This window comes from Pseudoxanthomonas indica, from assembly GCF_900167565.1.
Classification (GTDB): domain Bacteria; phylum Pseudomonadota; class Gammaproteobacteria; order Xanthomonadales; family Xanthomonadaceae; genus Pseudoxanthomonas_A; species Pseudoxanthomonas_A indica.
Genome location: NZ_FUZV01000002.1, coordinates 1,606,683 through 1,628,153 on the forward strand (window position 1 = coordinate 1,606,683; position 21,471 = coordinate 1,628,153).

Annotated in this window: 22 protein-coding genes; 7 read left to right on the plus strand and 15 right to left on the minus strand. The window is 65.4% G+C overall.

The window, feature by feature from the left end:
- Positions 1 to 5: 5 nt before the first annotated feature.
- From B5X78_RS18105 to B5X78_RS18120, 4 genes are read right to left on the minus strand one after another with little or no spacing between them, the layout of a single operon-like run.
- Positions 6 to 1,433, minus strand: a complete 1,428-nt coding sequence (locus tag B5X78_RS18105) for an efflux transporter outer membrane subunit (RefSeq protein ID WP_079726107.1) — start codon at positions 1,431 to 1,433, stop codon at positions 6 to 8.
- Between the two features lie 10 nt (positions 1,434 to 1,443).
- Positions 1,444 to 2,625, minus strand: a complete 1,182-nt coding sequence (locus B5X78_RS18110; protein ID WP_079726108.1) for an HlyD family secretion protein — start codon at positions 2,623 to 2,625, stop codon at positions 1,444 to 1,446.
- A 3-nt stretch (positions 2,626 to 2,628) separates the two neighbouring features.
- The gene (locus B5X78_RS18115) at positions 2,629 to 3,204 is read right to left on the minus strand and encodes a DUF3302 domain-containing protein (RefSeq protein WP_079726271.1); all 576 of its coding nucleotides are present in this window, start codon (positions 3,202 to 3,204) and stop codon (positions 2,629 to 2,631) included.
- 5 nt (positions 3,205 to 3,209) lie between these two features.
- Entirely contained in the window at positions 3,210 to 3,632 is a 423-nt protein-coding gene (locus B5X78_RS18120) for a response regulator transcription factor (RefSeq protein WP_079726109.1), read from the minus strand.
- Between the two features lie 304 nt (positions 3,633 to 3,936).
- Here B5X78_RS18120 and B5X78_RS18125 point away from each other — a divergent pair, with 304 nt between their 5' ends.
- Together B5X78_RS18125 and B5X78_RS18130 are read left to right on the plus strand one after the other, a co-directional pair.
- Entirely contained in the window at positions 3,937 to 5,814 is a 1,878-nt protein-coding gene (locus B5X78_RS18125; RefSeq protein ID WP_079726110.1) for a two-component system sensor histidine kinase NtrB, read from the plus strand.
- A gap of 3 nt (positions 5,815 to 5,817) precedes the next feature.
- Positions 5,818 to 6,441, plus strand: a complete 624-nt coding sequence (locus tag B5X78_RS18130) for a response regulator transcription factor (protein WP_079726111.1) — start codon at positions 5,818 to 5,820, stop codon at positions 6,439 to 6,441.
- Here B5X78_RS18130 and B5X78_RS18135 read toward each other — a convergent pair.
- The 6 genes from B5X78_RS18135 to B5X78_RS18160 form a co-directional block, all read right to left on the minus strand.
- Positions 6,430 to 6,987 (minus strand): hypothetical protein, encoded by a 558-nt coding sequence (locus tag B5X78_RS18135; protein WP_079726112.1) that lies wholly within the window; start codon positions 6,985 to 6,987, stop codon positions 6,430 to 6,432. The genes B5X78_RS18130 and B5X78_RS18135 overlap by 12 nt on opposite strands.
- A 93-nt stretch (positions 6,988 to 7,080) precedes the next feature.
- A complete protein-coding gene (gene paoC, locus B5X78_RS18140; protein ID WP_079726113.1) occupies positions 7,081 to 9,282 on the minus strand; it encodes an aldehyde oxidoreductase molybdenum-binding subunit PaoC in 2,202 nt (733 codons plus the stop codon).
- Positions 9,279 to 10,235 (minus strand): FAD binding domain-containing protein, encoded by a 957-nt coding sequence (locus B5X78_RS18145; protein WP_079726114.1) that lies wholly within the window; start codon positions 10,233 to 10,235, stop codon positions 9,279 to 9,281. The genes paoC and B5X78_RS18145 overlap by 4 nt, the downstream gene beginning before the upstream one ends.
- Entirely contained in the window at positions 10,232 to 10,879 is a 648-nt protein-coding gene (gene paoA / locus B5X78_RS18150) for an aldehyde dehydrogenase iron-sulfur subunit PaoA (protein WP_079726115.1), read from the minus strand. The genes B5X78_RS18145 and paoA overlap by 4 nt, the downstream gene beginning before the upstream one ends.
- A 104-nt stretch (positions 10,880 to 10,983) precedes the next feature.
- Positions 10,984 to 11,472, minus strand: coding sequence for a GNAT family N-acetyltransferase (locus B5X78_RS18155; protein WP_079726116.1), 489 nt, complete (start codon positions 11,470 to 11,472; stop codon positions 10,984 to 10,986).
- A complete protein-coding gene (locus tag B5X78_RS18160) occupies positions 11,432 to 12,283 on the minus strand; it encodes a phytochelatin synthase family protein (RefSeq protein ID WP_079726117.1) in 852 nt (283 codons plus the stop codon). The genes B5X78_RS18155 and B5X78_RS18160 overlap by 41 nt, the downstream gene beginning before the upstream one ends.
- Before the next feature lie 32 nt (positions 12,284 to 12,315).
- Between B5X78_RS18160 and B5X78_RS18165 the strand changes: the two genes are divergently transcribed.
- From B5X78_RS18165 to B5X78_RS18185, 5 genes are all read left to right on the plus strand, one after another.
- A complete protein-coding gene (locus tag B5X78_RS18165) occupies positions 12,316 to 12,630 on the plus strand; it encodes a hypothetical protein (protein ID WP_079726118.1) in 315 nt (104 codons plus the stop codon).
- A gap of 208 nt (positions 12,631 to 12,838) precedes the next feature.
- Positions 12,839 to 13,669 (plus strand): hydroxypyruvate isomerase family protein, encoded by an 831-nt coding sequence (locus tag B5X78_RS18170; RefSeq protein ID WP_425478750.1) that lies wholly within the window; start codon positions 12,839 to 12,841, stop codon positions 13,667 to 13,669.
- A 31-nt stretch (positions 13,670 to 13,700) separates the two neighbouring features.
- Positions 13,701 to 15,386, plus strand: coding sequence for a GMC oxidoreductase (locus B5X78_RS18175; RefSeq protein ID WP_079726119.1), 1,686 nt, complete (start codon positions 13,701 to 13,703; stop codon positions 15,384 to 15,386).
- Complete coding sequence (locus B5X78_RS18180; RefSeq protein ID WP_079726120.1) at positions 15,386 to 15,967, plus strand: gluconate 2-dehydrogenase subunit 3 family protein; 582 nt, start codon at positions 15,386 to 15,388, stop codon at positions 15,965 to 15,967. Before B5X78_RS18175 ends, B5X78_RS18180 begins: the two co-directional genes overlap by 1 nt.
- A 44-nt stretch (positions 15,968 to 16,011) precedes the next feature.
- On the plus strand, positions 16,012 to 16,755 hold the full coding sequence (locus B5X78_RS18185) for a 3-keto-disaccharide hydrolase (RefSeq protein WP_139381627.1): 744 nt from the start codon (positions 16,012 to 16,014) through the stop codon (positions 16,753 to 16,755).
- A gap of 3 nt (positions 16,756 to 16,758) precedes the next feature.
- Here B5X78_RS18185 and B5X78_RS18190 read toward each other — a convergent pair whose 3' ends face one another.
- The 5 genes from B5X78_RS18190 to B5X78_RS18210 all read right to left on the minus strand — a co-directional run bounded on the left by B5X78_RS18190 (position 16,759) and on the right by B5X78_RS18210 (position 21,430).
- On the minus strand, positions 16,759 to 17,058 hold the full coding sequence (locus B5X78_RS18190; RefSeq protein ID WP_176140908.1) for a c-type cytochrome: 300 nt from the start codon (positions 17,056 to 17,058) through the stop codon (positions 16,759 to 16,761).
- Positions 17,055 to 17,924 carry a sugar phosphate isomerase/epimerase family protein gene (locus B5X78_RS18195; protein ID WP_079726274.1) on the minus strand — a complete coding sequence of 290 codons (870 nt, stop codon included), beginning with the start codon at positions 17,922 to 17,924 and terminating at the stop codon, positions 17,055 to 17,057. The genes B5X78_RS18190 and B5X78_RS18195 overlap by 4 nt, the downstream gene beginning before the upstream one ends.
- 72 nt (positions 17,925 to 17,996) lie before the next feature.
- Positions 17,997 to 19,121 carry a Gfo/Idh/MocA family protein gene (locus B5X78_RS18200; protein ID WP_079726122.1) on the minus strand — a complete coding sequence of 375 codons (1,125 nt, stop codon included), beginning with the start codon at positions 19,119 to 19,121 and terminating at the stop codon, positions 17,997 to 17,999.
- 11 nt (positions 19,122 to 19,132) lie between these two features.
- Positions 19,133 to 20,350: a nucleoside permease gene (locus tag B5X78_RS18205; protein ID WP_079726123.1), complete on the minus strand. Its 1,218-nt coding sequence runs from the start codon at positions 20,348 to 20,350 to the stop codon at positions 19,133 to 19,135.
- A 27-nt stretch (positions 20,351 to 20,377) separates the two neighbouring features.
- Positions 20,378 to 21,430: a sugar phosphate isomerase/epimerase family protein gene (locus tag B5X78_RS18210; protein WP_079726124.1), complete on the minus strand. Its 1,053-nt coding sequence runs from the start codon at positions 21,428 to 21,430 to the stop codon at positions 20,378 to 20,380.
- Positions 21,431 to 21,471 lie beyond the last annotated feature (41 nt).

Here is a 21,471-nt window from a genome sequence, read left to right on the forward strand (position 1 = left end):
CACACTCACTCGGTGGCAAGCGCTGGCGGCGGACCGAAGTCGCCGCCCAGCGCCAGGTGCAGATCCAGCCGTCGACTCAGATGTTCGCGCTGCACGCCCAGCAGCGCGGACTGCGCCGCCAGTGTCGCCATTTCCTGCGCATGCACGGCGCGCATGTCCGACTTGCCGATCCGCCACGAATCACGCACCTGCAGCGTGGCCTGCCGGTTTGCCGCCAGGCTGTCGGCCAGCACGCGCTCGCGCTCGGTCAATACGCGTTCGGCCGAGAGCGAATCTTCCACTTCCGCCAGCGCCAGCAGCGCCCGCCGGGTGTAGTCGGCCACGGCCTGCTTCTGCTCGGCGCTGCGCAGTCGCACCTGACCGGTGAGGGCGCCGCCGGTGTAGAGCGGCATCACCCCGGTCGCCGCCACGCTGGACGTGGTCTGCTCCAGATCCTCGCGGGTCTCGATCACCTCGTTGCTCAGCCGGCCATAGCCTGCGGAGAGAGAGAGTGTGGGCAGCATTGCCGCACGCGCTTCGCCAACGCGATCAAACGCGGCGGCGACACGGCGTTCGGCGGCAAACAGATCCGGACGGCGGTTGAGCATGTCGGCCGGGATGCCGGCCGGTACCGGCGGCGGCACGGCGGGCAGCGTGTCGGCCGTCTGCAGGGTGGCGCCGGGATAGCGGCCCAGCAGCAGTTCCAATGCGCGCACCGCCGAAAGGTGGGCCAGCTTTGCCTGCTCACTGGCATCCAGGTAGCTGGCCGTGCTGGCGCGCGCGGTCAGCGTTTCGGTGTTGCTGCCGATGCCGGTGCGCTCGCGCTGCTCGGCCAGCGCGACCAGGCGCAGCCCGTGGTCGGCCATCTGCTCGGCCAGCTGTTGTTGTTGGCGCGCCTCGGTGGCGACGAACCACGCACGCGCCACGCTGGCGGCCAGCGACTGTTGGGCGTAGCGGTAGTCGGCATTCTCGGCATCGCTGGCGGCGATGGCGGCGTTGCGCGCGTAGCGGAGCCGGCCCCACAGATCCAGTTCCCAGCTGACCCGCAGCATGATGCCGCTGAGCAGCGGCACCAGATCGGCAATCGGCTTGGAACCGGCACGGCCAATCAGTCCCACCGCAGGCATCAGCTGTGACCGTGCGATGTCCACCTGCGCGTTCGCCTGTTCGACCCGCGCCGCGGCGATCAACAGATCCGGATTGCTCTGCAGCGCCTGATGCACCAGTTCGGTCAGGCGCGGATCCTCGAAGCTCGCCAGCCAGCCCTGGTCAACCTGCGACTGCAGCGCCTGGGCTGACCAGTTGGGCGGGATCGCCACGGTGGACAAGGCCTGGTTGCGCACCTGTTCTCCATCCGGTTCGGGCAGTACGGCGCAGGCCACCAGCAGCGTGCAGGCCAACGCGCAGGCGGCGCCGCGCAGGGCAGGTGAGGGGCGTGAGCGGTTGGGTGCCATCGCGCCGGTCTCAGTGCAGTTTCAGGACCAGCCAATCGAGCTTGGTGCCCACCCGCAGGATCACCTTGCGCACGATATGGATGAGCGCGCCTCGCTCGGTGTAGATCGCGCCCTGGCCCTGCGCGCCCATGGCAATGAACGTGTGCTCGTCCTTGCCGGTCGGGCGCAGCCGCACGGCGATCCTTCCCGGCGGCAGTGGCGTGGTGCCGCTTTGCGGAATCATCCCGCTGATCGGCAGCTGGCCGGTGGCCGAGGCCCAGACCACCGAGTCCACCTTGCACTTGATGATCCGGTTCGGATAGACCTTGAGCGCAATCTCGGCCTCGTTGCCCGGGGCCACGTTGGCCAGCTCGTTCTGCGAGTACATCGCCATCACCCACTGCTCGCGCTCGACGAAGCTCATCACCGGCGTCAATGGCAGGCTCGCCGCATAGGAGCCTTCGCGCAGCTGCAGATTGATGACGGTGCCGTCGGTCGGCGCGCGAACCGTGGTCTGGTCCAGTTGCCAGCGTGCCTGCACGACCTGCGCCTTGAGCTGCTCCAGCGAGGCATGCGCCTGCGCGACTTCCGACAGTTGTCCATCTTCGGTCTTGGCCGAGAGCTTCTGTTGCACCTGCGCCATCTGCGCGCGGGTATTGACCAGATCCGAGCGCAGGCTGGCGGCTTCGGTCTGCGCCTGTTCGTAATCGAAGCGCGAACCGGCGCCGGTCTGCGCCAGTTCGCGGGTCTGGCGTTCGCGCCGTTCGGCCAGTTGCAGGCGCGAGGCCAGCGCCTCGCTGCCGGCGCGCGCGGACCGCAACTGCTCACCCAGCTCGCGCTGATAGGCCTGCGCGCTGTCGAGTTTGGCGGTCAGCTCGGGCACCTTGGCTTCGAGCGCGGCCAGCTCCTGCCGGTACGGCACCGGATCGATCCGGAACAGGACCTGGCCCTTGCGAATCGGCCGGTTGGCTTCCACCGGCACTTCGATCACCCGGCCGGTCACCCGCGGCACGATCTGCACCACGTAGTTGACCACGCGCACGTCGGAGGAAGAGGGCGCCACCACGTTGAGGATCAGGATCAGCGCGGTCAGGCCGAAGATCGGCAGCGAGAACACGATGATCTGGGAAACGAAATTCCACGGCAGCCATTTGAACTTGAAGAAGATCAACCAGACGAAGAAGGAGTAGATCAGCAGCAGGATGATCTCCATGACTCACTCCCTGGTCGGCGTGGGGGGAGAAACGTGTGCGGGCGCGGCAATCCGGGCTTCCAGTTCGGCCAGGCGCCGGGTCAATGCCTCCACCTGCTGCTGCAGTTCGGCACGCGTGGCGGAAGCCGGCGGCGAAGGCTCGGGCGGGGATTCGGTCCTCGCATCATGCAGCGGCGTCAATGCCTCGCCGCCATGGGCGTGGTCATCCACATCGGTGCCGTACGCCATTTTGTGCAGGACGGGTTTGGTGTAGGCCCACAGCCAGGCCAGCGGCCAGAGCAGGCCACCGAACGCCAGCGACAGCAGGCACAGGGTCTTGATCGCGGCCAACTGCGGATGGCGGCGCTTCTCCGCAATCTTCTCCGGCAGGATGTGGACCATCCAGAACGCGGTGATCAAGGCGACCGGAACGATGATCAGCGCCAGCCACGCGACGATGTTGGCCGCGGTGTCCAGCGCTTCGCCACTCAAAAGCGAGGCATGCGCGACCTGCGGCAGGCACGCCAGCAGCAGGGCCACGCTGGCCAGCAGGGGGGAAGGGCGCGCATGCGCACGCGCGGCCGTCGAAGGGGAGGGCATGGCCTTCATGGAGGCGTGGTCGCAGAGGGGGAATGGGCGCCACGGCCGCGATTGCGTCCGTGCTCGATGGCCTGGATCACTGCATCAATCAGGGCGTCGGCATCCACCGGCTTGCTCAGGTAGGCTGCTGCGCCGTTGTCCATCGCCTGCTGCCTGCTGTCGCTGCTCTCGTTGCCGGTCAGCACCACCACCGGTATGTCCAGCTGCTGTTCGATCAGCTGCCGCTGCACGTCGAAGCCGCTGGAGCCGGGCATGCGCAGATCCAGCACCACGCAATCGGGATTGCTGCCGGCGGCATGACGCAGGAACTCCGACCCCGAACCATAGGCCAGAACGTCGAACCCGGCCGAACGAAGCAGTCGGCGCAATGCCTGCCGGACGTCGTCTTCGTCGTCGACCACTGCCACCAGTGGCTCTCTTTCGCTCATCGCCGCTAAAGTCGCTTGCCGGCGATGGCCACGCAATTGGCCCTTGGCCCCATGGGGTCACTCATTGCGGCGCACTGCGGGCCTGTTCAAAAAGCGACATCAATGCGCGCGCCTGCGTGCATCCGGCCGAAACAGGCGGAATTACCGGTAGTTTTACCTAGGCAGCGCCAGCAGATTCCGCAATGACAGCACGCTGCGACATGGCCACACTGTCAGCCCGGAGGTAGCCGTACACGCAGCCAGTCAGGAGACAGGAAGTCGCATCGCACGAAGTCAACGGGGGCTGTTACTTCAGGGTAATTCGATGAACTGGGTCGAGCTAGTGTGGCCAATCGTGGCGGCAGTGAGCCTGGTGTTCGGTCTGGTGCACCTGCTGGTATGGGCTGTGCGCAAGCGCGAATACGCGCATCTGTCGCTGTCGATGGCCGCCTTCAGCCTGGCGGTGCTGGCGGTGCTCGAGCGCCTTGCGTTGTTCAGCCCATCGCCCGCCACCACCGAAGTCGTCATCCGCTGGATGCATGTGCCGGTAGTGATCCTGGTGGCTTCGCTGCTGTTCGCCGTGCACACGGTGTTTGGCCATGGCTCGGTCTGGCTGGCCGGACTGGTACTGGTGACCCGCCTGGTGGCGCTGGTGCTGAACTTCACCACCGGGGCCAACCTCAACTTCCTGCACATCGACGACATCCAGTGGACCCACTGGTGGGGTGTGGCCGTGGCGCATCCGCTGGGGCCACCCAATCCTGCCATGGGCGTGGCGCTGCTGAGCAACGTGCTGTTGCTGATCTATCTGACCCAAACGCTGCTGCGCGGACTGCAGCGGCAACCCGAGCGTTACCGCGCCCTGCTGGTGATCTGCGGCTCGTGCATGCTGGTCACCAGTCTGCTGATCGCCGCTTCGATGACGTGGGCCATGCAGATCCCGCGCATCCCGATCACGCTGCCCGCGGTACTGGTGCTGCTGCTGGCGGTGGGCTGGCAGTTGAGCCGCGACCTGATTCGCTGGAACCGGCTGGAGGTTCTGCTGCAGCAAAGCGAGTCGCGCAGCGCAGGACCGGAGCGCGAAGCGGGTCAGACCGAACCGGCACCGGCACCCGGCCGCACGCGGGAGGCCGAGCGACGTCGCGGCGAGGATTCGCAATTGCGCGCGGTCCTGGATTCCTCGCCGACCGCGCTGCTGCTGATCGACAATCAGCACCACATCGCCTACGCCAACCAGCAGGCGCGCAGCATTTTTGGCTATGGCAAAGAAGACATGGCAGGCGTCGGCATCGATGCGGTGCTGCCACAGGTGCGTACGGCGGGCCGCGTACGGGCTGGCGTTGCGGGGGGACGCGAGATGACCGCCCGCCGCCGCAGTGGCGCGGAATTTCCGGTGGACGTGGCGCTCAGTCCGTTGCAGATGCAGAGCAAGGGCTACAGCGTGGCGGCGGTGAGCGATCTGAGCGCACGCCGTTCGTTGGAGCAGGAACTGGCGTTCGAGCGGGAGAACATGGCCCACATGTCACGCGTGGCTTTGATCAGCGAGCTTTCCGGTTCGCTGGCGCACGAGCTCAATCAACCCTTGGCTGCCATTCTCAGCAACGCCCAGGCGGCACAGCGCATCCTGCGGAGGGATCCCACCGAGCTGTCGGACATCCGCGAAATACTCGATGACATCGTCGACAACGATCGCCGCGCCGGCGAGGTGATCAGCCGGCTGCGCGGCCTGCTGAAGAAGGAACACCGCGAGTTCGCGCCGCTTTCCATCGCCGACCTGGTGCAGGACTCATTGCGGGTCATCCGCAGCGACCTGATCAGCCGGGGCATCGAGTACCGCATGGATCTGCCGGCCAACATCGCCCGGGTGAAGGGCGATCACGTGCAATTGCAGCAGGTCCTGCTCAACCTGATCCTCAATGCCTGCGACGCCATGGCCGCCAGCAGCCCGCGCGTGCTCACCGTGCGCACCTCCGCGACCCGCGGCCGGCAAGTGAGGGTGGAAGTACGCGACACCGGTTCGGGCATTGGCGAAGACCTGCTGGAAGTCGTCTTCGCGCCGTTCCATACCTCCAAGCCCAATGGCATGGGCATGGGGCTGGCCATCTGCCGCACCATCATCCGCGCCCACGGCGGGCGCATCTGGGCCAGCAACGTCGCCTCCGGCGGCGCCTGCGTCTGCTTCGAACTTCCGCAAATGGAGTAAGCCATGACTGCCGTAGTCCACATTGTTGACGACGATCCCGGCGTGCTCACCGCCATGGCACGCTGCCTGAAAGCCGACGGGCTGAACGTGAGCATGAGCCAGTCCACCCGCGAATTCCTCGATCGCTACGATCCCGGCGCAGGCGGATGCGTGGTGCTGGATCTGCAGATGCCGGGCATGGACGGGCTGCAACTGCAACGCCTGCTGCAGGATCTGGAGCAGCGCCCGCCGTTGATTTTCGTCAGCGGCCAGGCCGATGTCGCCAGCTGCGCGCATGCCATGCGCGCTGGTGCGCTGGACTTCCTCACTAAACCAGTGGAGTCCGACGTACTGATCGCCGCGGTGCTGCACGGCCTGCAGACCGACGCCGAGCAACGTGCGCGACGCGATGTGGAACGCAATGCCGAGCAGCGTTGGAGTTCACTGACGCCGCGCGAGAAGCAGGTGCTTCCGCACATCCTGGCCGGGCGCCTCAACAAGCAGATCGCCGTGGAACTGGGCGTGGCGCTGAAGACCATCAAGGTGCACCGCGCCCGGATCATGCAGAAGCTGGGGGTGCGCTCCGTGGCCGAGCTGGTGAGGGTGAGCGAATCCGCACACGTGCAGGTGGCCGGTTCACGGTGTTGAGGCAGCCACCTTGTCATTGCTGCCTGCGTTGTCCGCCGCCGCCAGCACCCAGGCTTCGACCGCCACGCCATCCTGGTCCCGCACCGTCGAAGGCAGGTCCAGTTCGCGCGCGCCCAGCGCCTTCCATCGGTTGACGTTGGCGCGGCACGCCTTCGATGTGCAGTGATCGTCGGCGATGACGAATACCCGTGCGTCGGCCTTCAGTCGACGGGGCTCGGATGTGCGGCCCCACAACTGTCCGGCAATGGCCTGGTCAAGGTCGCCGGAGGCATCGTCGCCGCCACCACGCAAATCGACAATGACGTAATCGGCCTTTTCCACCCGCAGGTCCTGGCGCAGTTGCGCGACCACAGCGTCGGACGCGGCAGCATCGGCGCCATCCACTTGGCCACGCGTCAGCCACAAGCCGTGATTGCCGTAGGTGCCGCGCAGCGTGTCAGCCGTCGTGGTGCTGCTGGCAGCGGGAGCGGGCTGGGAAGCCAGGGACGTAGAGACGGCCAGGCCGAGCCACAGCCAGGCGTGAGCAAAAGGAAGCAGTGAGGACATGGGAAAACCAGCGGGGGAGGGAGGGGTTTCCCTGCTTCAACGCCGCTGGAAACGGCAACCGGACAGGCGTTCCGACCGGCGGTTTGCGGCGCGTCAGCTGATCGCGGGGAGATGCCCGAGTAGTTTATCCAGCGTGATTGGATAATCGCGCACGCGGAAGCCGGTGGCGTTGTGGATCGCATTGGCCACCGCCGCGCCGACGCCGCAGATGCCCAGTTCACCCACGCCCTTGGCTTTCATCGGCGAGGAAATCGGGTCGGTCTCATCCAGGAAGATCACCTCCTGGTGCGGGATGTCGGCATGCACCGGCACTTCATAGCTGGCCAGATCGTGGTTGACGAAGAAGCCCAGCCGCTTGTCCACCACCAGTTCCTCCATCAGCGCCGCGCCCACGCCCATGGTCATGGCGCCAATCACCTGGCTGCGCGCGGACTTGGGATTGAGGATGCGGCCGGCGGCGCAGACCGCCAGCATGCGGCGCACGCGCACTTCGCCGGTATCGGCATGCACGCCCACCTCGCAGAAGTGCGCGCCGAAGGTGGACTGCTGGTACTGCTTGTCCAGATCGCCGTACTCGATGAGATCTTCCGCCACCAGTTCACCATCGCGGGCGGCCTCAGCCAGCGCCACGCGCTTGTCGCCGGCGATCACCCGGCCATCACTGAATTCTGCACTCGCCACGTCAAAGCCGAATTTCTGCGCCACGCTCTCGCGCAGCTTCATGCAGGCGGCGTACACGCCCGACGTCGAATTATTCGCACCCCACTGGCCACCGGATCCGCACGAGGCGGGGAAGCTGGAATCGCCCAGCTTCACCACCACGCTCTGCAAGGGCACACCCATCATCTCCGCCGCCGTCTGCGCGATGATCGTATAGGTACCCGTGCCGATGTCGGTCATGTCGGTTTCGACCGTGACCACACCCTGCTTGTCGAGCCGCACCCGCGCCGCCGATTTGGTCAGCAGGTTATTGCGGAAGGCACCGGCCACGCCCATGCCCACCAGCCAGCGGCCGTCGCGCACGCTGCCCGGCCTGGCCTGGCGTTTGTCCCAGCCGAAACGCTCCGCACCCGTGCGCAGGCATTCGACGAAGCGACGCTGAGAAAAAGGACGCTCCGGCTTATCCGGGTCCACCTGGGTGTCGTTGAGGATGCGGAACGCCACCGGATCCATGCCCAGCTTTTCGGCCATCTCGTCCATCGCCACTTCCAGCACCATCAAACCCGGCGCCTCGCCGGGCGCGCGCATGGCATTGCCTTCGGGCAGATCGAGCGTGGCCAGGCGCATCCGGGTGATGCGATTGGCGCCCGCGTAAAGCAGGCGGGTCTGCTGCACGGCGACTTCCGGGCCTCCGCCGGGCAGATCGCCCGACCAGCTTTCGTGGCCGATCGCGGTCAGCTTGCCGCTCTTGTCAGCGCCCAGACGCACGCGCTGCAAGGTGGCCGGCCGATGGGTGGTGTTGTTGATCATCAGCGGGCGCTGCAGCGCCACCTTGACCGGGCGCTTGGCCGCCTTGGCTCCGAGCGCCGCCAGCAGCACGTCCGAACGCAGGAACAGTTTTCCGCCAAAGCCGCCGCCGATGTAAGGCGAGACCAGGCGGATGTTTTCCTTGGGGATGCCAAGCGTTGCGGCCATGTCGCCGACGCCCCAGGCAATCATCTGGTTGGACGTCCACACGGTCAGTTGGTCGCCTTGCCATTCGGCAATCGTGGCATGCGGCTCCATCATCGCGTGCGATTCGTCGGGCGTGGAGTAGCTCTGATCCAGTTGCACCGGCGCCTGCTTGAACGCGCCGTCGAAGTCGCCCGCCGAGGTGTCGGTTTCGCCCTTGCCAGTGGGCATGGTGGCGGCATCCTTCTCCCGCGCCAGATCGTAACGCCCCTTGCTTGGAGCGTAGTCCACGCGAATGGATTGCGCAGCGGTACGCGCCTGTTCGAATGATTCTGCCACCACCAGCGCGATGGCCTGGTGATAGTGCTGGATCTCCGGACCGCCGAGCAGATGCGCGGTGTTCATCCGGCCCTTGCCGAGCTTGCCGGCATTCTGCGCGGTCACCACCGCCAGCACGCCCGGCGCCTTGCGCGCGGCGCTGTCGTCCAGCAGGACGATCCTGCCCTTGGCGATGCCGGCGCCCACCACATAGCCGTAGGCCTGATGGGCGGCCACGTCGTGGCGCTCATAGGCGTACGGCGCCGTGCCGGTGGTCTTCAGCGGGCCGTCGATGCGATCGGTCGGCTTGCCGATGACCTTGCCCTGATCGATCGGATTGGTGGTCGCGGGTCGATCGAATTTCATGCGAACCTCCCGGCATCCACCAGCACCGAGGCAATCGTGCGCTCGACCAGTGCAGGTTTGAAGGCGTTGTCGTGCGTAGTGCGTGCGCCTTCGAGCAGGCTCGCCGCCACTGCCTTGGCGCCGCGGGGCAGGGCAGCATCGGCCGCCTCCACCCGCCACGGTTTGTGCGCGATACCGCCGGCTGCTATCGCACCGCTGCCATCGCGCTGAATGATCGCGGCTATCGACACCAGCGCGAAGGCATACGAGGCGCGGTCACGGACCTTGCGATAGATCTGTTGTCCGCCTACCGGCTTGGGCAGGGTGACCGCGGTGATCAACTCGCCAGGCTGCAGCGTGGTTTCGACATGCGGCGTGGCACCGGGCAGGCGATGCAGCTCCGCCATCGGGATGACGCGGGTCTGGCCGGAGGGCGAAACGGTTTCGACGCTTGCATCCAAGACCCGCATCGCCACCGCCATGTCGCTGGGATGGGTGGCGATGCAGGCATCGCTGACGCCGACGATCGCATTGTGCCGACTGAATCCCTGCAGCGCGGCGCAGCCGCTTCCCGGATGGCGTTTGTTGCAGGCTTGATGGGTGTCGTAGAAGTAGGGACAACGCGTTCGTTGCAACAGGTTGCCTGCGGTGGTGGCGCGGTTGCGCAGCTGCCCCGAGGCGCCGGATACAAGCGCCCGCGACAGCACGGCGTAATCCTTGCGTACGCGCGCATCAGCCGCCAGGTCGGTGTTGCGCACCAGTGCGCCGATGCGCAGGCCGCCGTCATCGGTTGCGGAGATTTCATCGAGCCCCAGTGCGTTGACATCGATCAGCTGCGCGGGAGTCTCGATTTCCAGCTTCATCAAGTCGAGCAGGTTGGTGCCACCGGCGATGAACTTCGCACCGGGCGTGCGCGCCGCTGCTGCAGCCGCCTCGTTGGGCGAACGGGCGCGTTCGTAAGCAAAGGCCTTCATGCCAGGCCTCCCGCCACCTCGTCGATGGCCTCGACGATGTTCGAATACGCGCCGCAGCGACAGATGTTCCCGCTCATGCGCTCGCGGACTTCCTCGGCACTGAGCTTCGGGCGCGAGGTCAGGTCCGCGGTCACATGGCTGGGAATGCCAGCCTTGATCTCCTCCAGCACCGCCACCGCCGAGCAGATCTGGCCGGGCGTGCAGTAGCCGCATTGATAGCCGTCGTGCTTCACGAACGCCGCCTGCATGGGATGCAGATGCTCGGGCGTGCCCAGTCCTTCGATGGTGGTCACCTTGTCACCGTCGTGCATCACCGCCAGGGTCAGGCAGGAATTGATGCGCCGCCCGTCCACGATCACCGTGCAGGCGCCGCACTGCCCATGATCGCAGCCCTTCTTGGTGCCGGTCAGGTGCAGATGCTCGCGCAGGGCATCCAGCAACGTGGTGCGTGTATCGAGCTCAAGCGCATGCACCTTGCCGTTGACGTTGAGCTTGACCGAAGACAGGACCGCGGGTCGCGTCGGCGTGGGCCCGGTCAATTCGGCGGCCAGACTGCCCGCCACTGGCAATACGGTGGCGGCCGCAGGTGAGGCGCCGGCAATCAACACCTGCCGACGGGTCATCTTCAGAGGAAGCTTGTCCATGGGTTCCCGATCCTGGCGAATGGCTTGGGGGGCACGCGCAGGGATCTAGTAACACGCCGATTGTGAGTGGGCCGTGTTGAGGCGCAGCTCACGCCACCGCGGCATCAGCGCTGGGGCGCGTACCGCATCGCCACGTCGCAGCGCTGATAGCGGGCGCCGTAGCGGGCCATGATGTCTGCGTCGTGCTGGAAGCCGAGCTTCTCGTAGAGGTGGATGGCCGGGGCGCACTTGGAACTGGTGAGCAGATAGAGCGGATCGGCTTGCAGGGTTTCGGCGCGTTCGAGCACCGCCGCCAGCAGGTACTCGCCGATCTTCAGCCCACGCGCCGATTCGAGCACGCCCATCTTGGTCAGCTCGTAGCTGGCGGGACCGGTCTTCTGCAAGGCGCAGGTGCCGACGATGCCCAGGCCTTCCACCTCGGCGAACAGGATCACGCCGCCCGGGTCGATGATCCTGCTGCGCGGATGATCGAGGACTTCGCGATCGGTGTCTTCCAGGCGGAACATCGAACTGATCCACTGCGCATTGATGTCGCGGAAATACGGCGCGAGTTCATCGCGGAATTCGTGGATGGTCGGACGTGTCGGGCTCATGGGGCGTTTTATACCCGAGCCGGGGTAGGCGGTAAACCTGGCGCCGGGGCAAGCCGCTGACCTCGACGAAACCGCGCGTGCGCGACGTCTCCGGATTCAGCGGCACCTGCATCGCCTTCCACAGCGATTCGATCGTGACCCACACCGGTGGGTACTTGTGCGCGGCCACGTCGAGCACCAGTACGCTGTCCGTGCCGGCGTGATAGGCCGCGATTGGCGAAATGTGGCCTGAGGCTTCCTGCCCCAGTTCGGCGCGCTGGTAGTTGACCAGCAGATAGTCGCCTTGCGACTGCAGGTTGCGCCGGGCCAGGGTCCGGAACGCCGACGCTTCCGTCTCGCTGGCATAGGTCATGGCGACGTGCGCGCCGTGGGCACGCAGGGCATCCGCGAACTGGCGCAGTGACATGCCGCTGACGCTATGCCGGAGCGGGGCCAGCACGTGGAAGTCGGCCGTGCGGAAGAAGGTCGACTGGTCCAGTCGGGGTTGCCCCGGGTAGAGCGCATTGAGCGTGGTGACCGCACTGGCCACGCCGCAATAGCCGCGCCTGGATTGGCCGACAAAGTGGGCCGCCAGGCTCGGGTAATCGACGCGGGCGTCACTTTCGGCGAGCAGTCGTTTTCCCTGTGCTGTCTGCAACGAGACCATGTCAGCCGGCAGCAATCCCGCCTGCGCAGGCGGTGCTCGCAGATAGTGCTGCCAGAACGCGCCCGCCGCTACCAGCATGAGCACGAGCAAGCCTGCGGCCGCTGCGCGAAGCATGCGCCGATGGCTTCGTCGGGATGAGGGTTCATCGCGATGCTGATCGTTCATGCTGAGCTCCTTGCCAACGCGGCGGCGTTCGCATGCAGTCCGATCCCGGAAAGGTGCGCCCGGCGCTGTGCAAAGAAAATGCGTTCCGCCATGCCCCGCAGGCGATCACGGGACCGGCGACGGGCGGCCTTTTCGCGCACACCACGCGCCCGCCGCGCCTGCACTGCATCATTGACGTGGGCAGGGTCGGCGCATCTGCGTGTTCATTGTTGCTGCGCAGCAACGACTGGCACGGCGTGCGAACGGTGCGCGAGTGCGTCGGTTGCGAGCGCACGCTTCAATACTTGATGGTTTCCGACTCGAATGCAGCAGAGAGCGCCCGATTCATGGTGCTTCGCAGCATGTAGTTTGTGACTGAAGCCTTTGCATTCCACGACGCCGCTGCTATCGTGCAATCGATTGCACAGGCGGTAAGTTCGTTCCGTGGACGGGGGCCGGTTGGTGAAAGAAACCACAGTGATCGCATCGACGCAGCCGCGTGCCGAGCACGACGTCGCGCCAGGTCATGCGAGTACGGCGACCCGCTTCACTCGACGCACTTTGTTGCGCACCACCGTGTTGGGCGGAGCAGGGCTGGCGGCATCGAGCCTGTTGCCCGCCGCTGCGGATGAAGTCGCCGCCTTGAAGGGCAATCTCAAGCATTCGGTGGCGCGTTGGACGTTCGCCAATCAGTCCGTGGCGCAACTGTGCCAGACCGTCAAAAGCCTGGGCTTTGCGGCCATCGATCTGGTCGGCCCCAATGACTGGCCGACGCTGAAGGCGCATGGCGTGTACAGCTCGATGTGCAACGGCGCCGAGTTGGGCCTGGACAAGGGCTTTGCCGGCCGACAATTCCACGACGAGCTCGTGCAGCGTTACACCCGTCATATCGATCTGGTCGCCGATGCCGGCTACCGCAATCTCATCTGTTTTTCCGGCAACCGCAACGGCATGGATCCGTTGGAAGGCCTGTCCAACGCCGAGGCCGGACTCAAACGGATTCTCGGACATGCCGAGAAGCGCGGCGTTTTGCTGGTGATGGAGCTGCTGAACTCGAAAGTCGATCACCCCGATTACCTCTGCGATCACTCCGCATGGGGTGTGGAACTGTGCAAACGGATCGGTTCGGAGCATTTCGGTTTGCTGTATGACATCTACCACATGCAGATCATGGAAGGCGATGTCATCGCCACCATCCGCCAGCATCACGCGACCTTCAAGCACTACCACACGGCCGGTGTGCCTGGCCGGCACGAGCTTGGCGATGATCAGGAATTGAACTATCCGGCCATCTGCCGCGCGATTCGCGAGACCGGCTTCCAGGGCTATCTGGCGCAAGAATTCATGCCCACGGCCGCCGATCCCGTCCGCTCCCTCCGCGAGGCGATCCGCCTCTGCGACGTCTGAAACCGATATCCACCTAGGTGACTGTATACCCATGGCAGACAATCATTACGACGCCATTGTCGTTGGCTCTGGAATCACTGGCGGTTGGGCTGCCAAGGAACTGACCGAGAAAGGCCTGAAAGTCCTGATGCTGGAACGCGGGCGCAACATCGAGCACGTCAAGGACTACGTCAATGCGATGAAGGAGCCGTGGGACTTTTCCCACCACAATCGCCCGACCCAGGCGATGAAAGCCGCTTATCCCGTGCGCATCCGCGATGGCGGCCTGGGTGAGAACACCCTGGACATGTGGGCCAACGAGAAGGACTGCCCCTACACCGAGACCAAGCGTTTCGATTGGTACCGCGGCTATCACGTCGGTGGACGTTCGCTGCTGTGGGGCAGGCAGAGCTACCGGCTTTCCGACCTGGATTTCGAGGCGAATCTGAAAGAAGGCATCGCCACCGACTGGCCGATCCGTTACGCCGACATCGCGCCCTGGTATGACCATGTCGAGCGCTTCGCCGGCATCGCTGGTACCCGCGAAGGTCTGGACGTGCTGCCGGATGGCCAGTTCCTGCCGCCGATCCCGCTCAACATCGTCGAGAAGGACGTGGCGGCGCGCATCCAGAAGGCCTTTGGCGGCACCCGCCATTTGATCCACTCGCGCACGGCCAACATCACCGAACCAAAGACGGAGCAGGGCCGGGTCAATTGCCAGTACCGCAACAAGTGCGTGCTGGGCTGCCCGTTCGGCGCCTACTTCTCGACCCAGTCGGCGACCCTGCCGGCGGCGATGAAGACGGGCAACCTGACCCTGCGGCCGTTTTCCATCGTCAAGGAAGTGCTGTACGACAAGGATCGCAAGCGCGCCCGTGGCGTGGAAATCATCGATGCCGAGAACGGCCAGACCTACCAGTACACGGCGAACGTAATCTTCCTCAATGCATCGTCGTTCAACTCCACCTGGCTGTTGATGAACTCCGCCACCGATATCTGGGACGGTGGCCTGGGCTCGTCGTCGGGCCAGCTGGGACACAACGTCATGGACCATCACTTCCGCGTCGGTGCATCGGGACGGGTCGACGGTTACGAAGACAAGTACTACTTCGGGCGCCGCCCGTGCGGCTTCTACATTCCGCGCTTCCGCAACGTCGGCGCTGACAAGCGCAGTTATCTGCGCGGCTTCGGCTACCAGGGCGGTGCCAATCGCCGCGGCTGGTCACGCGAGGTGGCCGAGCTCAACATCGGCGCCGAACTGAAGGATGCGTTGACCCAGCCGGGTGACTGGTCCATCGGGATGACCGCCTTCGGCGAGATGCTGCCGTACCACGAGAACCGGATCAGCCTGGATCCCGAACGCAAGGACAAATGGGGCCTGCCGATTCTGGCCATGGACGTGGCGATGCGCGAGAACGAACTGGCCATGCGCAAGGACATGGGCGCGGACGCCGCTGAAATGCTGGAGGCCGCAGGCGTCCTGGACGTCAAGGTGCATGACGATGACTACGCGCCCGGCATGGGCATCCACGAAATGGGCACCGCCCGCATGGGGCGCGCTCGAAAGAACTCCGTGCTCAACGGGCACAACCAGGTGTGGGATGCCCCCAACGTCTATGTCACCGACGGCGCCGCCATGACGTCCGCGTCCTGCGTGAACCCGTCGCTGACCTACATGGCGATGACCGCGCGTGCGGCCGACCATGCGGTGCGTGAACTCAAGGCGGGGAACCTGTGATGGAACGTCGCGAACTTCTGAAGATGATCGCCGCCGCCACCGGCGCGGCGATGATTGGCATGCCGGCCCTGGTACTGGCAGAAGAGCAGGGCACCGTGGCCCATGCGAACAGCGCCTTCTCGCCCGCCGAGGTGGCACTGCTGGACGACATCGCCGACACCATTCTGCCGCGCACGAAAACCCCCGGTGCGAAGGACGCGGGCGCAGGTGCGTTCATGGCGCAATTCGTCACCGATTGCTATACGGCCAAGCAACAAACGACGTTTCGCGCTGGCCTGGCCGACATCGAGCAGCGCGCCAAAGGCCGCTTCGTGACCCTGAAGCCGCAGGCGCGCACCGAACTGCTGCGCGCCCTGGATCTTGAAGCCAAGGCGCTGCTGCGCGTGCCGGACGTGGCTGGTGGCGCAAAGGGCGCGGCGGTGACGCCGCATTACTTCACGATGATCAAGCAGCTGGCGATTTTCAGCTTCTTCACTTCGCGCGCGGGCGCCACCGAAGCGCTGCAGTACGTCGCCGTCCCCGGCCGTTACGACGGCGATCTGCCGTACGTGCCAGGCACGCCCGCATGGGCGACCGACTGATGGCCACGACATACTCATCCCTGCGGCTCACCCCGGGAAACCCGATGATCAAACCCGTTCTATTGACCGCTTGCCTGCTGGCGGCGGCTCCCGTACTCGCGCAGACCAGCGGCGAGCCAGCGCGTGATCCCGCCAAGACCGAAGTGTGGAAGCCGGTTCCCGCGATCGTGGCGACGCCGCCGAATGCCGCGCCTTCCGACGCGGTCGTGCTGTTCGACGGCAAGGATCTCTCTGCATGGGAAGGCGAGCAGGGGGGCAAGGCACCGTGGCGCATCGCGAACGGCGCGTTCACCGTGGTGCCGGGCAGCAAGGGGATCCGCACGAAGCAGAGCTTCTGCGACGTCCAGTTGCACATCGAATGGCGCACACCGGCCGAGACGAAGGGCTTCGACGGCCAGGCGCGCGGCAACAGCGGCATCTTCCTGCAGGAGGTCTACGAGCTGCAGGTGCTGGACAGCTACGACAATCCCACCTACTCGAATGGCCAGGCCGCTTCGATCTACAAGCAGGCCATTCCGCTGGTGAATGCCTCACGCAAGCCGGGCGAATGGCAGGCCTACGACGTCATCTGGAAGGCGCCGCGTTTCTCCGAGGGCGGCGGGCTGCTGTCGCCGGCACGCATCACCGTGCTGCACAACGGCGTGCTGGTGCAGAACGACACCGTGGTGTCGGGCAAGACCGAGTACATCGGCGCGCCTTCGTATCCACCGCATGGCTGCGCGCCGATCTTCCTGCAGGATCACGACGCCACGGTGAGCTACCGCAACGTCTGGGTGCGCGAGCTGTAAGCCTTACTGCTTCAGGAAGGCGGTGATGTCTTCGATATCCTGCTCGGACAGTTGACTGAAAGGCGGCATCAGTCCGCCGCCTTTCTTGATCTTGTCCTTGATCTGAGGACCGTCGAGGCGCTTGCCCACATCGGTGAGCGCAGGCAACGTGCCCGGGATGCCGGCGCGGTTGGCGCCGTGGCAGGCCGAGCAGTTGGACGCATAGAGCTGGGCGCCCGCGGCGACATCGTCGGTGGAATACGCGGTGGACACGAGTGCCAGCGCGGACACGGTCAACGCGGCCAGGATGGATTTCTTCTTCACGGGTTCTCCTTCATGTCCTGGGCCTTTGCGCTGGCGGGCAGGTGTGCACGCAGGTAATCCGCGCCGGCCTTGATCACGGCTGCCGGATCCCGCGGCTGATCATGCTCGACGATGTACCACTGCACTCCCGCCGCCGACGCGGCCGGAAGAATGGCATTCCAATCCAGCACGCCCTTGCCGACGGTGGCAAAACCGCCCTCATCGGCGGCCTGGCCCTTGGGCGCGTTGTCCTTGGCGTGGATCGCGAACACCCGACCCCTGAACTTGCCCAACATCGCGGCGGGGTCGTAGCCCGCGCGTGCCACCCAGGCCACATCCAGCTCGGCCTTGAGGTCCGGACCGGCCGCGTCGAACAGCAGGTCCAGACCGGTCTTGCCTTCGAAATCCACCAGCTCGAAATCGTGGTTGTGGTACGCCAGTGTCATGCCCTTGGCCTTGGCACGCTTGGACAGATCGCCGAGTTCCCGACCCAACGCGGTCCAGCCGGCCGCATCGCGCGGACGTTGATCTTCGGCCAGGTAAGGCACCACCAGCACTGTATTGCCGATCGCCTGGTTGAAGGCGACGACGCCGTCCAGATCCTTGCGCAGGTCAGCCAGCTGCGCGTGCGTGGACACCGGGGTGATCTGATAACGACCCAGCAGTTGCTTGAGCTCGGCGGCACTGACGTTCTGGGTGCCAACCGTCTCCACGGCATGTATGCCTGCGTCATGGACCAGCTTGAGCTGCTCCTCGAGCGAGGCCACATTGCGCAGCGTGTACATCTGCACGGCGATGGGCTCGGCCCTGGCCGCGCTCTCCTGCGCGAAGCCGGGCAGGGCGGACAGCATCAGCAACACACCGGCAGCGAGCAAAGAAGGGGTCATGCGCATACGTGGGTTCTCCCGGAAACTCGATGGTGACAGGTCAGAAGTGGGCGAGAGGTGAGCGCCGTTGGCTCAACCGATGGCGGTCCATGCGCGCGCGCGCGCCGAGGTGATGACGCGATCGACGATCATTGCCGAGCGCAGGCCGTCCGCGAAAGTCGGCAGACCTTCCGGTTGTTCACCGTCGATGGCGCGATAGGTGTCGGCGACAAAGGCTTCGAAACAGTTGCCATAACCTTGTGCATGACCGGCGGGAAACACGGACAGCCGACGCTGTTCGGCCGAACCCGCAGCGGGGCCACGCACGAAGGTTTCCTCGCGCTGATCCGGCAGGCCGATCCACAGGCGCTCGCAGTCTTCCTGGTCGAAGGCCACGCTGGCGTGGGCGCCATCGATTTCGAACCAGAGCCGGTTCTTGCGTCCGGCCGAAACCTGGCTGACGGTCAGCGAGGCCAGCGTGCCGTTTCCGGTCTTGAACAGGGCCGCGGCCACATCCTCACTCGACACCGCCTGCATCGCGCCGCCTGCCGCCGGCGTGGCGAAACTCTGGCCGGTGGCGGCGGCGCGCTCGGCGATGACAGTTTCGAAGGCGGCGCTGACATCGACGAAACGTTCGCCGCTGACCCATTCCACCAGATCACACCAATGCGAGCCGATATCGGCGAATACGCGCGAAGTGCCGCCGAGTGCGGGGTCGACGCGCCAGTTGTTGCTGGCCGGATCCAGCAGCCAGTCCTGCAGGTAGCTGCCATGGATCAGGCGCAGCGGTCCCAGCTCGCCCTGGGCGATGCGTGCACGCGCTTCGCGCACGACCGGATGATAGCGGTAGACGAAGGGCACCGTGGCGATGAGGCCGGTCGATGCGGCCAACGCTGCCAGGGCTTGGGCATCGTCCAGCGTCGTGGCCAGCGGCTTCTCGCAGACTACGTGTTTGCCGGCTTCCAATGCCGCCTGCGCCAAGGGTCGGTGCAGGTGATTGGGGGTGCACACGTGCACCACGTGTACGTCCGGGTCGGCCAGCGCCTCCTCGACATCACGATAGACGCGCGGCACATTCCACGCCTGCGCCACCTCCTTCGCGCGCTCAGGCGAGGACCCGACCACACCGCGGACAGTGGCGCCCGCCAGCAGGGCGGCACGGCGATGCACCGCGCCAATCATGCCGGTGCCGACGATGACGACTCCAAGCTTGCTCATCGTTCTGGACCTCAGGTCGCGGCCGGCGCCGTGGCAGCGGCCGGCCGGTCACGGAACAGCAGCAGGAAGGCAAGCAACACCACGAACGCCACCCCCGCCGGGAACAGCCAGATCTGCTGCCAGTCCGGACCGGTCGCCGTGGTGTAGTGCTCCACCACCGCACCGGACAGGAAGGTGCCGATCAACATGCCCACGCCGTACGTGGCCAGGGTGATGAAACCCTGCGCGCTGCTGCGGGTGTCGGGACCGGCGTGCGCGTCGGTGTAAATCTGGCCGGTGACGAAGAAGAAGTCGTAGCAGATGCCGTGCAGCACGATGCCGATGACCAGCAGCGAAAAGCCCGAGCCGGCGTCGCCGTAAGCGAACATCACGTAGCGCAGCACCCACGCCGCCATGCCCACCGCCAGCATCGTCTTGACGCCCAGGCGCACGAACAGGAACGGCATGGCCAGCATCAGCAGCACTTCGGAGACCTGGCCCAGCGATTGCAGGCCCGCGGCGCCACGCACGCCCAGATCGTTGAGATAGGGATTGGTGAAGTTGTAGTAGAACGCCAGCGGGATGCAGATGGCGATCGATGCCAAAAAGAACACCAGGTACGAGCGCGACTTGAGCAGGCGCAGGGCATCCAGCCCGAGGATTTGCCCCACCCCCGCCGTGCGCTGGCGCGCCAGCGGCGGCGTGTGGGGCAGGGTGAACGCATACAGGCCCAGCAGGAGCGAAGCCGCCGCGGCCATCCGGAACGTCAGTTCCAGGCGATGCGCCTGTTCCCAGCCCAGCCAGCCAATCAACACGCCGGCAACGATCCAGCCGATGGTGCCGGCGACCCGCACGTAGGGGAACTGCTTCTCAGGCGATTGCATGTGGCGCATGGCGATGCTGTTGACCAGCGCCAGCGTCGGCATGAACAGCAGCATGTAAGCCATCACGCAGGTGGCGAAGGTGTTGAAGTCGGCGGCAGTCGATGCCACCCATAGCAGCGCGGCACCGGCCAGATGCAGCACCGCCAGAATGCGTTGCGCCGCGAAAAAGCGATCCGCGATCAGCCCCACCAGGAAAGGCGCGACGATCGCGCCGATCGACTGGCTGAGGAAGGCCGTCGCGACCTGGCTGGCGCTGGCTTTCAGCGGACCCTGCACCAGATAGGTGCCGAGCGTGACGAACCAGCCGCCCCAGATGAAGAACTGCAGAAACATCATCGCGCTCAGGCGCGACATGGTGAACGTCATGACTTCCCCTCCCAGGTCGGTATTGGTTCAAATCCCCAGCATGCCGCGCAGTGCCGCCGGATCGGCGCCGCTGTCGGCAAAATCGTCGAACGCGCGCTCGGTGACGCGGATGATGTGGTCACGGATGAAGGGCGCGCCCTCGCGCGCGCCTTGTTCCGGATGCTTCAGGCAGCACTCCCACTCCAGCACGGCCCAGCCGGGGAAGTCGTACTGGGCGAACTTGGAAAAGATGCCCTTGAAATCGATCTGGCCATCGCCCAGCGAACGGAATCGCCCCGGACGGTCCAGCCAACCCTGATAGCCGCCATACACACCGCTGCTCGCACTGGCGTGGTACTCGGCATCCTTCACATGGAAGATGCCGATGCGCTCGTGATAGCGATCGATGAAGCCCAGGTAGTCCATCTGCTGCAGCAGCAGGTGGCTGGGGTCATAGAGGATCTTGGCGCGCGGGTGGTGATCGACAAGTTCAAGGAAGCGCTCAAACGTGGCGCCGTCGTGCAGGTCTTCGCCCGGATGGATCTCGTAACACAGGTCCACGCCGCTGGCGTCGAAGACATCCAGAATCGGGCGCCAGCGGCGAGCGAGTTCGGCAAAGGCTTCTTCGACCAGACCGGGCGGACGCTGCGGCCAGGGATAGAAGTAGGGCCAGGCCAGCGCGCCGGAAAAAGTGGCATGCGCGGTCAGCCCGAGCCGTTGACTGGCCTGCGCCGCCAGCGTCAGCTGCTCGACTGCCCAGGCCTGCCGGGCAGGTGGATTGCCGCGCAGTTCCGGTGGTGCGAAACCATCGAACAAGGCGTCGTAAGCCGGATGCACCGCGACCAGTTGTCCCTGCAGATGCGTGGACAGCTCGGTGATGCGGATGCCGTGAGTGGCCAACATGCCGCTGACCTCGTCGCAATAGGTCTGACTGCGGGCGGCTTCGGCGAGATCGAAAATGTGCGGCGCACTGGTCGGTACTTGTACGCCAGAATAGCCAAGCCCGGCCGCCCATTCGGCCAGGGAATCCAGGCGATCGAAGGGAGGCTTGTCACCGATGAACTGCGCAAGGAACAGCGCCGGGCCTTTGAGCGTCCTCATGCCTATTTGCCTTCATGCAATCGATTGCACCATCCTAGCAT

Bases quoted from the DNA above. Each gene is read 5' to 3' on its own strand.
- B5X78_RS18110 (WP_079726108.1), bottom strand. From the start codon at position 2,625: ATGGAGATCATCCTGCTGCTGATCTACTCCTTCTTCGTCTGGTTGATC.
- B5X78_RS18160 (WP_079726117.1), bottom strand. From the start codon at position 12,283: ATGAACGATCAGCATCGCGATGAACCCTCATCCCGACGAAGCCATCGG.
- B5X78_RS18165 (WP_079726118.1), top strand. From the start codon at position 12,316: ATGCAGTCCGATCCCGGAAAGGTGCGCCCGGCGCTGTGCAAAGAAAAT.
- B5X78_RS18115 (WP_079726271.1), bottom strand. From the start codon at position 3,204: ATGCCCTCCCCTTCGACGGCCGCGCGTGCGCATGCGCGCCCTTCCCCC.
- B5X78_RS18130 (WP_079726111.1), top strand. From the start codon at position 5,818: ATGACTGCCGTAGTCCACATTGTTGACGACGATCCCGGCGTGCTCACC.
- B5X78_RS18195 (WP_079726274.1), bottom strand. From the start codon at position 17,924: ATGACCCCTTCTTTGCTCGCTGCCGGTGTGTTGCTGATGCTGTCCGCC.
- B5X78_RS18135 (WP_079726112.1), bottom strand. From the start codon at position 6,987: ATGTCCTCACTGCTTCCTTTTGCTCACGCCTGGCTGTGGCTCGGCCTG.
- B5X78_RS18155 (WP_079726116.1), bottom strand. From the start codon at position 11,472: ATGAGCCCGACACGTCCGACCATCCACGAATTCCGCGATGAACTCGCG.
- B5X78_RS18210 (WP_079726124.1), bottom strand. From the start codon at position 21,430: ATGAGGACGCTCAAAGGCCCGGCGCTGTTCCTTGCGCAGTTCATCGGT.
- B5X78_RS18185 (WP_139381627.1), top strand. From the start codon at position 16,012: ATGATCAAACCCGTTCTATTGACCGCTTGCCTGCTGGCGGCGGCTCCC.
- B5X78_RS18180 (WP_079726120.1), top strand. From the start codon at position 15,386: ATGGAACGTCGCGAACTTCTGAAGATGATCGCCGCCGCCACCGGCGCG.
- B5X78_RS18120 (WP_079726109.1), bottom strand. From the start codon at position 3,632: ATGAGCGAAAGAGAGCCACTGGTGGCAGTGGTCGACGACGAAGACGAC.
- paoA (WP_079726115.1), bottom strand. From the start codon at position 10,879: ATGGACAAGCTTCCTCTGAAGATGACCCGTCGGCAGGTGTTGATTGCC.
- B5X78_RS18175 (WP_079726119.1), top strand. From the start codon at position 13,701: ATGGCAGACAATCATTACGACGCCATTGTCGTTGGCTCTGGAATCACT.
- B5X78_RS18200 (WP_079726122.1), bottom strand. From the start codon at position 19,121: ATGAGCAAGCTTGGAGTCGTCATCGTCGGCACCGGCATGATTGGCGCG.
- paoC (WP_079726113.1), bottom strand. From the start codon at position 9,282: ATGAAATTCGATCGACCCGCGACCACCAATCCGATCGATCAGGGCAAG.
- B5X78_RS18205 (WP_079726123.1), bottom strand. From the start codon at position 20,350: ATGACGTTCACCATGTCGCGCCTGAGCGCGATGATGTTTCTGCAGTTC.
- B5X78_RS18125 (WP_079726110.1), top strand. From the start codon at position 3,937: ATGAACTGGGTCGAGCTAGTGTGGCCAATCGTGGCGGCAGTGAGCCTG.
- B5X78_RS18105 (WP_079726107.1), bottom strand. From the start codon at position 1,433: ATGGCACCCAACCGCTCACGCCCCTCACCTGCCCTGCGCGGCGCCGCC.
- B5X78_RS18145 (WP_079726114.1), bottom strand. From the start codon at position 10,235: ATGAAGGCCTTTGCTTACGAACGCGCCCGTTCGCCCAACGAGGCGGCT.